The sequence below is a fragment of the Bowdeniella massiliensis genome (assembly GCF_023634005.1).
GTDB lineage: Bacteria > Actinomycetota > Actinomycetes > Actinomycetales > Actinomycetaceae > Bowdeniella > Bowdeniella massiliensis.
The window spans coordinates 1-14119 of sequence record NZ_JALIQR010000024.1; the positions used below are offsets into that span (position 1 = coordinate 1).

Genomic DNA, 14119 nt, shown 5'->3' on the forward strand with positions numbered 1-14119 from the left:
GTGCGCTGCCCGCGGCCTGCAGCTGCGGGCGCCGCTTGCCCCCTCACCCTCGGCCAGCCGCGTCATTGACGCCCTTGCGGCCGCCGGTGTGGCGGGACCCGGGCCCGACCGATTCCTTTTCTACCGCGGCGGACGAGCTCGCCCGCTCGGGGCGCGCGGGGCCCCGCGCCCGGCCCGCCGCAAGGGGAAGGAATGAGCGGCGCCCCGCCCGGCGCCGCCCCGCCCGGGCCCGGCGTGACCGCCCCCGCCCCGAGCGCCACCACCATCTACGAGGTCAAACCGGGTGACTGCCTGTGGCGCATCATCGAGGCCGAGCTGGATTCCCCCTCGGATGCCGAAACGGCGAGGCTCGTGGCAGAAATCGCTGCACTGAACCCCGCCATCACCGACCCCAATCTCATCTATCCCGGGCAAGAACTGTCCCTAGGAAAGGACCAGCCATGACGACGTCGGCGCTCAGCGTTGAGGAAGCCTTCGGAAGCGATGAGGAGTTCGCCTTTGATCCCCTCGCGATTTCGTTTTCGACGCCCCACGAATTCTTGATCGAATCTGTGGACGCGCGCCTGGCACGCCGAGCCGTGCGCGGCGCCTCCCAGACCCTGCCCCACCCCTCGGTGTGGTCGCACACGATTTTGCGCGCGACGCTCGAAGTCCTCACGGGTTTTCGGCCGATCACGCACATCAACCGGTGGGTCTCCCCCGAGGTTTACGCTTCCCTGGCGCGCCGCGCGTCCCTTGCGCTGCGGGTAGCGCCGCCGAGCGATCGGCAACGCCCCGTCGTACGTAATGTGCGCGTCTCCTCGGTTGCCAAGGGGCGCGTCGATGTCATCGCCACCATCCTCGACGGCGAGCGGGTGCGCGCCGTCGCCTTCGAGATGGTCGTGCGCCGGGCACGCTGGATGGTGACCGCCATCCAGATCGGCTGAACGTTCTAGCGGCCGCGCTTTCGGCCGGCCTTCTTCGCGGCGCGACGCTCGGCGCGGTTACCGCCCTGCGGCGCAGCCGTTCCCTCCTCCAGCCCGAAGGCGGCACCCTGGCCGGAAGGCGCCGATGCCTCGCTCTGGCCGGAGCCATCCTTCGCCGAGGCCGAGTACGTCAGTGCGGATGGCCGCTCGGGCGTCTTGAGCGCAAGCGGGGAGGCCTTCTTCGCCTTGGCCGGCGCGGCTTCGGGGGCGGCCTGCGGCTCGGGGCTCTGCTGCCCGGCTGCTTCCGCCTCGCCTGGCTGCTGGACCTGCAAGAAGAACAGGTAGCGCACGACGTCTTCCTTGATGGCTTCCTCCATCGACTGGAAGAGGTCGTAGCCTTCCTTGCGGTATTCCACGAGCGGATCGCGCTGGGCCATCGCCCGCAGGCCGATGCCCTCCTTGAGGTAGTCCATCTCGTAGAGGTGCTCGCGCCACTTCTGGTCCAGCACCGTCATGACGACGCGACGCTCGAGGTCGCGCATCATCTCCTCGCCGATTTCCTCTTCGCGTTCGGCGTAGGCCACGTCGATATCGGAGGTCAGCTCGCGGATGAGGCCGTCTTGCGTCAGGCGGTTGACGTCGCCCGCATCCTCGATCAGATCATCCTTGGTGATCGTCACGTGGTAGACGCGGTTGAGCGTTTCGAACATCTCATCGAGATCCCAACTCTCGCCCGTGCCCTGCAGCGTGTAGGCGCGCACGATGCCGGAAATGACGTCGTGGCGGAACTGATCGACGAGCTCGGAGACGTCTTCGCCCATGATGAGCTTGTGGCGCCGGTCGTAGACGATCGTGCGCTGCTGGTTCATGATGTCGTCGTACTTCAGGACGTTCTTGCGGGTCTCCCCGTTCTGCGATTCGACCTGGCGCTGCGCCGAGGCGATCGCGCGCGTGACCATCTTGGACTCCAGCGGCATGTCCTCGGGGTAGACGTCGGAGGACATGATGCGCTGGGCAGCGCCGGAGGCGAAGCGGCGCATGATGTCATCGTCCATCGCGAGGTAGAACCGGGATTCGCCCGGGTCGCCCTGACGGCCGGAGCGGCCGCGCAGCTGGTTATCGATGCGGCGTGCGTCGTGGCGTTCGGTGCCGAGCACGTACAGGCCGCCGAGCTCGGTGACCTCATCGTGTTCGGCCGCCACCGCGTCCTTGGCATCCTCCAGCGCCTTGGGCCACGCGGCCTCATACTCCTCCGGCGTCTCCGTCGGATCCAGGCCCGCGGCCTTGAGGTTTTCGATCGCGATATGCTCCGCGTTGCCACCGAGCATGATATCCGTACCGCGGCCAGCCATGTTGGTAGCGACGGTGACGGCGCCCTTGCGGCCCGCCATGGCGACGACGTGGCCTTCGCGCTCATGCTGCTTGGCGTTCAGCACGGTGTGCGGGACGCGACGCTTCTTCAGCATCTTGGACAGCATTTCGGACTTTTCGACGTTTGTCGTACCGACGAGGACCGGCTGGCCCGTCGCGTGGCGCTCGACGATGTCTTCCACGACGGCGTTCCACTTGCCGGCCTGGTTCTTGTAGACGAGATCGGCCTGGTCGGTGCGCTGGTTGGGCTTGTTCGTCGCGATCGGGATGACGCCGATCTCGTAGGTGTTCATGAACTCGGCCGCTTCGGTCTCGGCGGTACCGGTCATGCCCGCGAGTTTGTCGTACAGGCGGAAGTAGTTCTGCAGCGTGATCGTGGCAAGCGTCTGGTTCTCGGCCTTAATCTCGACGCCTTCCTTGGCTTCGATGGCCTGGTGCATGCCTTCGTTGTAGCGCCGACCGTGCAGCGTACGGCCGGTGTGTTCGTCGACGATGAGGACCTCGCCGCCGGCGACGATGTAGTCCTTGTCCCGCTTGAACAGTTCCTTGGCTTTGATGGCGTTGTTCAAAAAGCCGATGAGCGAGGTGTTGGAGGACTCGTAGAGGTTATCGATGCCGAGGTGGTCTTCGACCTTGGCGATGCCGGGCTCGAGGATACCGATCGTGCGCTTCTTTTCATCGACCTCGTAGTCGGTGCCGGGCTTCAGGCGGGCGACGATCGTAGCGAACTCGGTGTACCAGGAGTTGACGTCGCCGGAGGCGGGCCCGGAAATGATGAGCGGGGTGCGGGCTTCGTCGATGAGGATCGAGTCAACTTCGTCGACGATCGCGAAATTGTGGCCGCGCTGGACCATCTCCTCCGGGCTCCACGCCATGTTGTCGCGCAGATAGTCGAAACCGAACTGGTTGTTCGTGCCGTAGGTGATGTCCGCGGCGTACTCGACGCGGCGCTCGGCCGGGGTTTGCCCGTCGATGATACAGCCGGTGGTCAGGCCCAGGAAGCGGAAGACGCGGCCCATGAGTTCGGACTGGTAGGAGGCGAGGTAGTCGTTGACGGTGACGACGTGCACGCCCTTGCCCTCCAGGGCGTTGAGGTAGGCGGGCATTGTGGCCACGAGCGTCTTACCTTCACCAGTCTGCATCTCGGCGATGTTGCCCATGTGCAGGGCGGCGCCGCCCTGGATCTGGACGTCATAGGGCCGCTGACCCAGGGTGCGCTTAGCGGCCTCGCGCACGACGGCGAAGGCCTCAGGCAGAATGTCGTCGAGGGTCTCGCCCTCGGCTAGGCGCTTGCGGAACTCATCGGTTTCGGCACGCAGCTCCTCGTCGGACAGATCCTCGACCGTCGGTTCGAGCTTGTTGACCTGCGCGGCGATGGACGTCAGGTTGCGCAGGACTCGTCCTTCGCCGAATCGAAGGATTCTGTCAAGAATGGAAGCCACGATTTCTCCGTTTCCGTTGGTACCTGTTACATGGTAGCGACTTTGCGCGGATCGGCCCTACTCCCCTGCGCTCCGTTCGACCTCGGCGGAAGACTCACCAGCGCCGCCAGCGCGCGGCGGCGGCGCCCGGAGCATCACTCGTGACCCGAATGCTCGTGGCGTCGAGCCAGGTCGCGAGGCGCTCAAGTTCGGCGCGTGCGGCCTCATCGCGGCGCACCTCATCGATGCTGACCTCGCCCTCGTCCCACGCTCCGCGTACCTGGACGGTGGCGGTCTTGCGATCGAGAGCGAGATCCGCGCGGGCCACGATCTCGCCGTCGACGAGCAGCGGCAGGCTGTAATAGCCGCGGGTGCGCTTGGCCGCGGGCGTGTAGATACCGATGCGGTAGTCCAGGCCAAAGAGCTGTAGCGCCCGCGGCCGGAAGAAGATGAGCGGGTCGAATGGCGAGAGGAAGCGGGCACCGGCGACGGCGCGCGGAACCGTGAGCGCTGCGGCCAGATAGTAGGGACGCTCGATTCCCTCGATGCGCACGGCCTCAAGCTCACCGCTCGCGCACAGGCGGTCGAGTTCGGGCGCGACTTCGCGCGGTGGCAGCCGGAACACGTCGGCGATCGCGGCGAGGTCGCCGATTCCGATGGCGGCGATGGATAGTTCGGTCAGGCGCGCGATCGCTTCGCTGCGCGGGGCCGGCCGCACATCGCGCACGGCCGGTGGCAGGGCGGTCCGGCTGAGCGCGTAGATCCGGTGGAAGTGCTCGGTTCGCCCAGCGGAGGTCACGACATCCTCATCGAAGAGGTTTTCGAGCAGGACTTTGATCGCTCCGCGGTTCCACTCGTGACCCGTCGTCGCCTCGGCGAGTTCCAGTTCGGGTGCGCTGAGGTCATGGGTGGCGAGGCGGCTAGCCATCTCGCGTGCAGTGGCAGGACCGCGGGTGTGAAGTTCGCTCAGGATTCGCTCGCGGAGCCGGGCTGCGCCGGGATGCGCATCGATCCGATGCCCGGAGGACCAGCGGCGGGTAAAACCGGCCAGCAGGCGGTGGGTTGCTGGCGGGACGAAGCACGCCTCGTGACCCCACTGCTCGAGCAGGAGGCGCGGCGGCGCGGCCGTCGCCGCGTGCAGCAAGCCGGTGTCATAGCTGCCGAGGCGGGAAAACAGGGGCACATAGTGGGCGCGTGCCAGCACATTGACGGAGTCGATCTGCAGCACGCCCATGCGCGCGACGGTGCGCGCGATATCGGCGCGACTTAGGGCCCGGTGCCGCTCCGCTTCGAGGGGCCGGTCAAGGCCCTGGGCCCGCAGGGCGGCGCGGCGGGCCGCCGCACGGCTGAGGCGGCGTGTTGCTGTCATGGGATAAGCCTAGGGGCGGCCAGGATGATCTGGCCGCCCCTAGGTACACACGGGCTTAGCTCGTGACGGTCGTATCCAAACGCAGCACGCCGTAGGTCCAGCCGTGGCGGTGGTAGACCACGCAGGGCTGCTTGGTCTCCTCGTCGATGAACAAGAAGAACGGGTGGCCGACGAGCTCCATCTCGTACAGGGCCTGATCGATTGTCATCGGGGTGGCTTCATGCAGCTTTTGGCGCACGATGACCGGGCTGTCACCGAGCTGGGATTCGACGGCCACACCGGGTTCGGTGGGCGCTTCGACCTTGTCCTGCTCGGGTTCGCTCGGCGTCAGCGGCGTCTCGTCGAGGCCGACCGGGAAATCCTCGGGGTTGGGTACCGGATAGCGGTGATGGTTCTTGCGGCGATCACGGGCGCGACGTAGGCGCTCCATCAGTTTGGCGTAGGCGAGATCGAGGGCGCCGTAGCGATCGGAGGCGGAGGCCTCGGCGCGGACGACGGGACCCTTGCCCCGTAGCGTCAGTTCGATCCGCTCGGCGCGATCGGCCAGGCGGGGATTTTTCTCGTGGTTGAGTTCCACATCGAGTCGCTGTGCGAGCGGTGCGAGTTGCTCGACTTTTTCCAGCTTTTCTTCGACGTGGTCCCGGAACCTGTCGGAAATCTCGGTGTTACGTCCGACGACGACGATTTCCATTGTGAACCTCCATGGGTGAATGGGAGAGCATCAGCGCCCTCCGCGACATTCGATCACCGCCGGTGATGCACTTCGCATCTGGCGACCGACGGGCTGTGGTCTCTCACCTCCGCTGCGTTGCGTACTTCAAGTGTAGTCGGCTTTGCGCTTCGATGACCGCTCACCCGCGAGGCCATTGGAAGAGGCCGGGGTTGCGGCCAGCGCGATCGCGCCAGCGACGCGGATCCGGGCTGCCTTCAGAGCGCGATAACTTGCGGCGAGAGTCGCGCCCGTCGTGACAACATCGTCGACAAGCAGGACGACATCGTCGGGGCGCAGCGGGGCCACCACCGTGACGGCGTGGCGGCGCGCGGCCGCCCGATCCGTGGAGTTGAGCCCGGCGAGGTGGCCGGAGACCTCGGCGGCAAGCGGCTTTCGCAGGATGTCGGCCGTCGCAATGCGTGCAGGGCGCCCGATGCGGATGGCTGCGGCCTCCGCGATGCCGTGGGCGAGGGCGTCGGCGAGTTCGGCGGCGACGAGGCGGCGCCGCCAACGCCTAGCCCGGCCCGAGGGCGCGGGGACGAGAACGAGGGCGCCGCCGCGGTGCAGGTGGTCCGCCAGGTGGTAGGCGACGTGGGATTCGGCGCTCGCGGCGCCCATGAACTGGTCGCCCGCGCTGCTGGCGGCGGCTCGGATCGTCGTGGCGATATCGCGGCGGGTGTGGTTTTTGTAGGCGAGGACGATCGAGCGCACGCGCGGGTAGGAGCAGGCGGCCCACGTCGGCAGCAGGCCGGCGAGATAGCGGGCGTCGGCGTCCACGCGGCGCAGCGGCGAAAACAGCTCGGCCGCGCAGCTGTCGCACAGCGCGATATCGCTGCGGCCGCAGCCCGCGCACGCGACGGGCGTGATGAGATCGGCGAGGTCGCGCCCGAGGCGCGCAAGCGGAAAGGACATAGCGCTATCGTGGCGCGGCGGCCGCCGGTCGCGCGGGCCCGCGCCCCGCGCTGGGGTGGCAGCAAGTGCGCAGGGCGCGATGGGGACGGGCACGGCCAGCTAGCCGGCGTAGTTCGGGTCGCTCACGCCGCTCGCTGCGGCGCGCCAGCCACCGCCGGCGCGCACGAAGAGCTCGCCCTCGCTCGTCGTCACGATGATGGAGCGGTCCGAGGTGCCCGCGGCGATCTGCACTCCCCCGGCGACCGTCGACAGGGAGACGCGCGGGCCGCCGAGCGAGGAGAGGACAACATCGGGTTGGTCCTCGAGCTGATTGCGCACAAGGACGGCCAGGTCGGAGGCGCCGACCCAGTCGGCGTCGAGCACCTGCCCGGCGGGCAGCACGACGTCGACGGGCGAGGCGAGTTCGATCGGACGGCCCGCATCATCGCGCGTGACGGCCGCGACCCGCAAGATAAGCGCGTCGCCGACGCTGACCAGGACGATCGCGCGGGAGCCGTCGGCCGAAATCCGCACCCGCGTCACGCGCTGGCCCGCAAGCCAGGGCGCAGCGACGGTGATCTGGTCGCCCGCGTGCTGCACCGCGATGAGGCTTCCGGTGTTGTGCTGCTCGCCGGTCAGGACCCAGCCGAGGCGGTCGATGCTCGGCGGGATGAGGTTCGAGCCGGTAAGGAGGACCTCGGAGGGTGATTGGCCGGAGGCGACGGTACGCACCTCGCCGGCCCCGTCGAGGACGACGATCGAGCCGGAGCTGCCTTCGTAGGGAGCCGATGGCGCGCGCAACGGCCCCGGCAGCTGGTCCGCGCCGGGCACGGGCAGGAGGTCGCGCCCGTTAAAGCGCACAAGGCTCCCCTCGGAGATCGCCACCGGTTGCGCGGGCGCTCCGGGCGCATCAATCAGCGGGGTGGTGGCGGCCGGAATGACCTGGCTGCCGTCCAGCCGCAGCGTGACGGACTGGATGCCCGCCGCGCCCGCGAGAGTGCGTTGGACCTGGACGTACAGGCGCTGCAGATCTTCCGGATCGGGCCGTTCGGGCACGTCGAGGTCGACGCTGACCGTGTCGTCGGTAACGGTGACGCCGCCCTGGATGCGCGTGCCGTCGGGCACAGCGGTGCGCACGGCGGGCTGCAGCCAGGAGCTCGGGCCGGACAGCAGCGCCGCGAGCGCCCCGGAGACCATCTGGGGGCGGGCGAACCAGCGCGGTTCGGGCACGAGGACCTCGGCGTCGGGCGAATAGAAGTAGATTGGGACGCGGTCAAAAATCTGATCGAAGCGCACATCCGGGATGGCGAGCCCGTCGGGCAGGGCGGCGATGCGCCACTGGCCGTCGGCGTTTTTCATCAGCGAGAACGTGCGCACGGATTCGACGGGCTGGCGTTTGGCGGTATAGCGCCCGCGCGAGTCGAGTTCGGCCAGGCTCATGTGCGTGACGCGCACGGCCCCGGATTCGATCTCCTCCGGCGGTTGCGGCTCGTCGGAGGCAATAATGTCGACGCTGGCGTGCGGGTTCCAGGACTGCGCGGCTGACTCCGTCAGGTACAGGCGCGCCGCGGCGAAATCATCGGAGTAACCGGCGGCGGAGGCGGCGAGGAAGCCCTCGACGATGTCGACGGCGGGAGCGTTTGCCGTCGGGCCGGAATAAAGGACGTCGACCTCGCTGCGATCGGGCAGCCGCGGCTGAGAGGAGTTGACCGGGCCGGAATCGGGCAGCGCGGTGCACGCCGCCAGGGCGAGGGCGGCAAGCAGGGCGATCAGGCGAAAGAGGAGTTTCACGAGGCGACCTCCACGGCGGCGTTCAGCGCCAGCGGGCTCGGCCCCATCGGCGTTCCGACGCGGCGCGGCAGTGTCAGCAGGAAGGCGGCCCCCACCCCGAGCTCGCCCCAGGCGGTGAGATCGCCGCCGTGCAGCCGGGCGTCTTCCAGCGAGATCGCAAGGCCCAGCCCGGAGCCGCCGATAACGCGCGCCCGCGAGGTATCGGCCCGCCAGAAGCGGTCAAAGACGTGGGCGGCGGTTTCGCTGTCCATCCCGATGCCGCGGTCGAGCACGCGGATCGCGGCGGTCGTCTCATCGGCTGCGAGCGTGATATCGACGTCGGCGTTTTCGGAATGCTCGACGGCGTTGATGACGAGATTGCGGATGATGCGCTCGATGCGCCGCGGATCGATATCGGCCGCGACGGGCCGCTCCGGCAAGGCGAGGCGCAGCTGCACCCCGCGGGTCGCGGCCAGCGGGCTCGCCATCTCGGTGACGTTCGTAATGACCTGGCGCAGGTCCGTATCTTCGACGTCCAGGACGGCGGCGCCCGCATCGAAGCGCGAGATTTCCAGCAGATCGGCAAGCATCGATTCGAAGCGATCGAGCTGGGCGTACAGCAGTTCGGCGCTGCGGGAGGTGACTGGATCGAAGTTCGCGCGCGCATCGTGCAGCACCTCGGCGGCCATCCGGATGGTCGTGAGCGGCGTGCGCAGCTCGTGGGAGACATCGGAGACGAAGCGGCGCTGCACGCGCGAGAGCTCCTCCAGCGCGACGATCTGCTCCTGCAGCGAGGTCGCCATCATGTTGAACGACGCGCCGAGGGTGGCGAGCTCGTCGCTGCCCTTGACATCCATTCGCTCATCGAGCACGCCCGCCGCGATGCGTTCGGCCGACAGCGCCGCCTGGCGCACGGGCTTCAGGATTTGGAAGGTCACGCCCCAGGTCAGCACCGCAAGGACGAGGATGAGGGAGAACGCCCCGGCGTACAAAATGTTCATCACGAGGTTGACCGACTGCTGCTCGGCGGCGAGGGAATAGACGGTATAAAACTCGTACGGCCCGGCCAGCGGCAGGTTCAGTTTTTGCCCGACGACGACGCCGGGCGCACTGCCCGCGGGCGTTGGCACCCGCACCGACTGCCACAGCTGCGCATCGCTCGCATCGATCTTCTCGCGCAGCTCGCTGCTGACGAGGTCCACGAGCGCGCGGTCGGTCACGTAGTAGCCGGCCGTCGGGTTCTGCCCGGCCTGCGGCAGCAGCATGACGCCGACGGTGCCCGAGGAGGACAGGCGCTGTTCGTAAATGACGTCGTAGATGACCCGCTGCAGTTGCGCGGTCGATTGGATGCTCGCGTTATCGACCGAGGCCTGGGCGTGATTGGCCCGCCACAGCGCATCGGACAGCACCTGATCGAGCCGGTCTTCGAAGACGCCGTCGCGGATCGAGGTGGAGACGAACGCGCCGACGATCGCGAGCGCGAGCGCGCCCGCCATAACGATCATCGTGGCGACGCGAACCGCGAGCGAGGAGCGCCAGCGCCGCCCGAGGCCCGAAATGCGGCGCCGCACCCGGCCGCGCCAGCTCGAGGGCGCCGCCATCACTGTGCCGGGTTGCCTGCCCGGTAGCCCACGCCGCGCACGGTAATGATGATCTCGGGGTTTTCCGGATCGCGTTCGACCTTGGCGCGCAGCCGCTGGACGTGGACGTTGACAAGCCGGGTATCGGCCTGGTGGCGGTAGCCCCAGACGTCTTGCAGCAGGACTTCGCGGGAGAAGACCTGCCAGGGTTTACGGGCGAGCGCCACAAGCAGGTCGAACTCGAGCGGGGTGAGGCTGATGAGTTCGCCATTGCGGCGCACCTCGTGCGCGGAGACATCGATCGCGAGGTCCCCGATCATGAGGCGTTCGGAGGCATCATCGTCCTTGCGCCGCAGCCGCGCCCGCACGCGCGCGACGAGCTCCTTGGGTTTAAAGGGCTTGGGGATATAGTCATCGGCGCCCGCCTCCAGGCCCGCGACGACGTCCGTCGTGTCCGACTTCGCGGTGAGCATGACGATCGGAACGCCCGATTCTTCCCGAATGATGCGGCAGATCTCGATGCCGCCCATCCCGGGCAGCATGAGGTCGAGCAAGACGAGATCAGGCTCGGAGCTGCGGAACATCTCCACCGCCTTGGCGCCGTCGGCACAAAAGACCGGTTCGAAGCCCTCGGCCGAGAGCACAATGCCAATCATCTCGGCAAGCGCCGTATCGTCGTCTACGACCAAAATTCGCCACGTCATGGTGTTATTGTCGCAAATTTGGCGCGCGGGCGCCCGAGTGATGCGCCTGGGCGCGGCGCTGTGGCACGATAGTGAACGACTAAGGAGGGGCCGTGACACAACCGCCGCATGATAATCGGCATACCAACGACGAGACTCAATGGTCCTGGGACAACGTTCCCCAGGTCTCTGGGCCCCCTCCGGTCTCTGGACCCCCGGCGGCCGAGCCTCCCGCAGGCGAACAGGGCCCCTACGGGCACAAGCGATTCGGGGAGGGCGCATCGCCGACCGGCTATGAGCCGATCCAGTTGCGCCCCGCCTACCTGGAGGCCCAGCCCGGCATCATCCCGCTGCGCCCGCTGAAGCTCGGCGAATTTTTCGACGGCGGTTTTCGCGCCATCCGGTTCAACCCCGGGGTCATGCTCGGGGTTGCGGCCATCGTCATTTTTGGCTCGCTCATCCTGGAGCTCCTCGTCGTCAATCCGGTTCTCACCCGGATCGAGGCTTTCAATCCGGCAAATCCCGACGGTTTCGTCGTGACCGACCGCGATGTCGTCACGCTCCTGGCGTCTACTGCCGGCCCGGCAGTGCTCTCGTTCATTGCCTCGACGGTGCTGACCGGCCTGCTCATCCAGTGCGTCACTCAATCGATCCTCGGCAAGCGCGTGACCCTCGCGCAGGTGTGGGAGCAGGCCAAGGGCCGGATCCTGCCGCTGATTGGGCTCACGATCCTCATCACGCTCGCGGGCGTCATCTATTTCATCGCGGTTTTCGCCCTCCTGGCCCTCGCCTCCTTCTCCGTCTTTTCCTCCTTGAGCACCGAGACGTCCTCGGCCTTTGGGTTCGTCATTGTGGGCTTCCTGCTGGTCATCGCCCTGGCCGTCGGGTGGCTCGCGTTTCTCGTCAAGACCTCCCTCGCCACGCCGGCACTCATGGCCGAGCGGGTCGGCGTCTTCCAATCGGTCAAGCGCTCCTTTAGCCTCACAAAGGGTCTCTTCTGGCGGATCGCGGGCGTGCTGTTCTTGACGGTCTTCCTGCTCGCGGCGATGTCCGCGATCGTCACCGGGCTTATCACGACGCTGATCACCGCGGTCATCGGAGGCTCCGGGGCCGCCACCGACCTCATGTCCCTGACCTCGATGAGCACGATCGCCTCCTCCATTATTGGCTCGCTCGTCCAGCTGGTCTTCACGCCCTTCCTCGCGGCCGTCATTACGCTGGTCTACACCGATACGCGGATGCGCAAGGAAGGTCTCGACCTGCTCCTGCAGCGCGCCGCGGCGGAGAATCCGGCTACCTAGGTCGTTGTCCGTGAGGTGGTTAGAGATCCCGGTGACGCCGGATGCCGAAGAGGCGCGTCGTGCTGCGCGCGAAGAGCTCGACAAGGCGATCTACCATCACGAGCCTGGCATGTTCATGCGCGCTCTGCGCTGGATAGGCGAGAAACTCAACCAGCTCTTTGACGTCTCGCCCTCGTCCACTTCGCCGATGTTCTCCTTCGCGGTCCTCGCGATCGTGCTCGTCGCGCTTGTGCTGTCCATCGTTTTCTTCCGGCGCATTCGGGGCCAGGCCGCGGCGCGCTCGGATCGGCGCGGCTCGGCCCGACTCTTTGAGGACGACGCCGATAGCTCGACGCTCGTAAGCAGAGCCCACAACTATGCGGCCAGCGGCAACTTCACCGAGGCCTTCCGCGAGCAATTCCGTGCCCTCATTCGCTACGCCGATGAGCGCGCCCTGATCGCCGACCGTCCCGGAATGACCGCGCAGGAAGCGGCCCGCGACCTCGGCGCGCTCGACTCCGAATACGGCCGCTCCTTGCACGCGCAGGCCGACCTGTTCGACGCGGCAAGCTACGGCGATGTGCTGCTCGGCGAACAGGCCTATCAGGCGCTGATCCGCCTCATCGATCTCATCAAACCGCGCCTTGCCACGCTCGCCCCGCAGGTCGAGGTGTCCGATGAGGGCACGCGGGGGCAGCGATGAGCGATCTGTATAGCCCCGAGGCGCTCGGGATGAACATGAAATCCCGGCGCGCCACCTCCAAGTGGAGCTGGCCGATCATCGCGCTGTGCATTATTGGCGCGCTGATCCTCATCATTTTTTCAGCGCTGCGGCAATCGGGCACCTCCGGCAACCTCAGCCCGGACTCCACGCGCCCGAGCGGCGGCCGGGCGCTCGCCGAACTCCTCAAGCGTGAGGGCGTCGACATCGTGACGGCCACCTCCCTCGCGGACGTACGCGCGCAGGCGCGCGAGGGCGTGACGGTCTTCATCGCCGCCACCGACCTGCTCTCCGACTTCCAACGCGAGCAGCTCGCGGACCTTCCCTCCGACGTTGTCCTGGTTGGCACGCCCTACCTGCCCTTCGGTGCGCTCACCGATGCCGTCGACACGGCCGCCGAAGGCTCGAGCGTGGCCGTCACGGCCCAGTGCTCACAGCCCGATGCCGTCGCCGCCTCACGGATTTCGCCGCCGCGCGGATCCATGACCGCGCTGCGCGACGGCGTGGAGCTGTGCTTCACCTTCGAGGGCAGCGGCGCCTACGCCGTCTGGGAGCACAACGGCGCGACCTGGCGTGCGATTGCCGACGGCACGCTGCTGTCAAGCGAGCGCCTCGCCAACGACGGCAATGCCGCGCTTGCGATGCGCTCACTCGGCCAGAACCCGACCCTCGTGTGGTACCTGCCCGTCTACGAAGACTCCTCGCAGTTCTTCGTCTACGCCCCGGCCTGGTTCCGCTCCTTCATGTGGTTCGCGCTCCTGCTCACCGTCGTCGCGATCGCCTACTGGGCGCCGCGCTTCGGGCCCGTCGCCACCGAATCGCTGCCCGTCGTCGTGCGCGGCGGCGAGATCGTGCGCGGCGTTGGCCGGCTCTACGCCTCGCGGCGCGCCACCGAGCATGCCGCGGGCGCGCTGCGCTCCGGCACGATCGCGCGCCTGCAACGTCAGCTCGGTTTGAGCCGGGAAGCCGACGCCGACGCCACGATCACCGCCATCGCGGCCGCATCCTCCCGGCCGGCCGCCGACCTGCGCCAACTGCTGTACGGCCCGGCCCCGCAGCGCGGCGCGGACCTGCAAGAACTCGCATCCGAACTCACCCGCCTGGAAAGTGAGGTCCACTTGTCATGAGTGACCAGTCCCGATTCGCCCAGCACCCCGCCGACGACGGGCGAACGCCCGAGGGGGAACCTCACCACGCCGCCCCGGCGGCGCCCGAGTTCGACGCGCCCGCCGCGGCCGCCCCGGCCGCCGCGTGGCGGCCGAGCGCCGCCCTCCCCCAGACGCAGGGGCCGGCGTCATCCAGTTCATGGAGGTCACCGCCGAGGGAATCGGGCGCAACGCCTCCGAGCTCATGCGCAAGGTCAAGGCCGCGCAGTACGTCGCCGCCCACCCCGGCGAGGTCTGCCCGGCCAAGTGG

The 14119-nt window shown here is 67.8% G+C and carries 13 protein-coding genes; 6 read left to right on the top strand and 7 right to left on the bottom strand.

The features are described 5' to 3' along the window. The 3 genes from MUN85_RS12285 to MUN85_RS12295 form a co-directional block, all read left to right on the top strand. The coding region (locus MUN85_RS12285) for a hypothetical protein (RefSeq protein ID WP_250506963.1) at window positions 1–196 on the top strand (196 nt) is incomplete at its 5' end. Beyond that, window positions 193–444: a LysM peptidoglycan-binding domain-containing protein gene (locus MUN85_RS12290; protein ID WP_250506964.1), complete on the top strand. Its 252-nt coding sequence runs from the start codon at window positions 193–195 to the stop codon at window positions 442–444. The genes MUN85_RS12285 and MUN85_RS12290, both read left to right, overlap by 4 nt. Then, window positions 441–926, top strand: a complete 486-nt coding sequence (locus tag MUN85_RS12295; RefSeq protein ID WP_250506965.1) for an Rv3235 family protein — start codon at window positions 441–443, stop codon at window positions 924–926. Before MUN85_RS12290 ends, MUN85_RS12295 begins: the two co-directional genes overlap by 4 nt. A gap of 5 nt (window positions 927–931) precedes the next feature. Here MUN85_RS12295 and secA read toward each other — a convergent pair whose 3' ends face one another. The 7 genes from secA to mtrA form a co-directional block, all read right to left on the bottom strand. Continuing rightward, window positions 932–3718: a preprotein translocase subunit SecA gene (gene secA, locus MUN85_RS12300; protein ID WP_250506966.1), complete on the bottom strand. Its 2787-nt coding sequence runs from the start codon at window positions 3716–3718 to the stop codon at window positions 932–934. Between the two features lie 94 nt (window positions 3719–3812). Then, the gene (locus tag MUN85_RS12305) at window positions 3813–5066 is read right to left on the bottom strand and encodes a winged helix-turn-helix domain-containing protein (RefSeq protein WP_250506967.1); all 1254 of its coding nucleotides are present in this window, start codon (window positions 5064–5066) and stop codon (window positions 3813–3815) included. 55 nt (window positions 5067–5121) lie between these two features. Next, entirely contained in the window at window positions 5122–5757 is a 636-nt protein-coding gene (hpf, locus tag MUN85_RS12310; RefSeq protein WP_092560991.1) for a ribosome hibernation-promoting factor, HPF/YfiA family, read from the bottom strand. A gap of 126 nt (window positions 5758–5883) precedes the next feature. After that, on the bottom strand, window positions 5884–6690 hold the full coding sequence (locus MUN85_RS12315) for a ComF family protein (protein WP_250506968.1): 807 nt from the start codon (window positions 6688–6690) through the stop codon (window positions 5884–5886). A gap of 99 nt (window positions 6691–6789) precedes the next feature. Further along, window positions 6790–8460 (bottom strand): LpqB family beta-propeller domain-containing protein, encoded by a 1671-nt coding sequence (locus MUN85_RS12320; RefSeq protein ID WP_250506969.1) that lies wholly within the window; start codon window positions 8458–8460, stop codon window positions 6790–6792. Further along, window positions 8457–10040, bottom strand: a complete 1584-nt coding sequence (gene mtrB, locus MUN85_RS12325; protein WP_250506974.1) for an MtrAB system histidine kinase MtrB — start codon at window positions 10038–10040, stop codon at window positions 8457–8459. The genes MUN85_RS12320 and mtrB overlap by 4 nt, the downstream gene beginning before the upstream one ends. After that, a complete protein-coding gene (mtrA, locus tag MUN85_RS12330) occupies window positions 10040–10723 on the bottom strand; it encodes an MtrAB system response regulator MtrA (protein WP_250506970.1) in 684 nt (227 codons plus the stop codon). The genes mtrB and mtrA overlap by 1 nt, the downstream gene beginning before the upstream one ends. A gap of 92 nt (window positions 10724–10815) precedes the next feature. Here mtrA and MUN85_RS12335 point away from each other — a divergent pair, with 92 nt between their 5' ends. From MUN85_RS12335 to MUN85_RS12345, 3 genes are read left to right on the top strand one after another with little or no spacing between them, the layout of a single operon-like run. Then, window positions 10816–12003, top strand: a complete 1188-nt coding sequence (locus tag MUN85_RS12335; protein WP_250506971.1) for a DUF7847 domain-containing protein — start codon at window positions 10816–10818, stop codon at window positions 12001–12003. Window positions 12004–12013: 10 nt separating this feature from the next. Next, window positions 12014–12685 carry a DUF4129 domain-containing protein gene (locus MUN85_RS12340; protein ID WP_250506972.1) on the top strand — a complete coding sequence of 224 codons (672 nt, stop codon included), beginning with the start codon at window positions 12014–12016 and terminating at the stop codon, window positions 12683–12685. Then, window positions 12682–13830: a DUF4350 domain-containing protein gene (locus MUN85_RS12345; protein WP_250506973.1), complete on the top strand. Its 1149-nt coding sequence runs from the start codon at window positions 12682–12684 to the stop codon at window positions 13828–13830. The genes MUN85_RS12340 and MUN85_RS12345 overlap by 4 nt, the downstream gene beginning before the upstream one ends. Window positions 13831–14119: the final 289 nt, after the last annotated feature.

Excerpts from the sequence above, each read along its gene's own strand:
- hpf (WP_092560991.1), bottom strand. The coding sequence starts at position 5,757 with ATGGAAATCGTCGTCGTCGGACGTAACACCGAGATTTCCGACAGGTTC.
- MUN85_RS12315 (WP_250506968.1), bottom strand. The coding sequence starts at position 6,690 with ATGTCCTTTCCGCTTGCGCGCCTCGGGCGCGACCTCGCCGATCTCATC.
- MUN85_RS12305 (WP_250506967.1), bottom strand. The coding sequence starts at position 5,066 with ATGACAGCAACACGCCGCCTCAGCCGTGCGGCGGCCCGCCGCGCCGCC.
- MUN85_RS12295 (WP_250506965.1), top strand. The coding sequence starts at position 441 with ATGACGACGTCGGCGCTCAGCGTTGAGGAAGCCTTCGGAAGCGATGAG.
- MUN85_RS12290 (WP_250506964.1), top strand. The coding sequence starts at position 193 with ATGAGCGGCGCCCCGCCCGGCGCCGCCCCGCCCGGGCCCGGCGTGACC.
- mtrB (WP_250506974.1), bottom strand. The coding sequence starts at position 10,040 with ATGGCGGCGCCCTCGAGCTGGCGCGGCCGGGTGCGGCGCCGCATTTCG.
- mtrA (WP_250506970.1), bottom strand. The coding sequence starts at position 10,723 with ATGACGTGGCGAATTTTGGTCGTAGACGACGATACGGCGCTTGCCGAG.
- MUN85_RS12345 (WP_250506973.1), top strand. The coding sequence starts at position 12,682 with ATGAGCGATCTGTATAGCCCCGAGGCGCTCGGGATGAACATGAAATCC.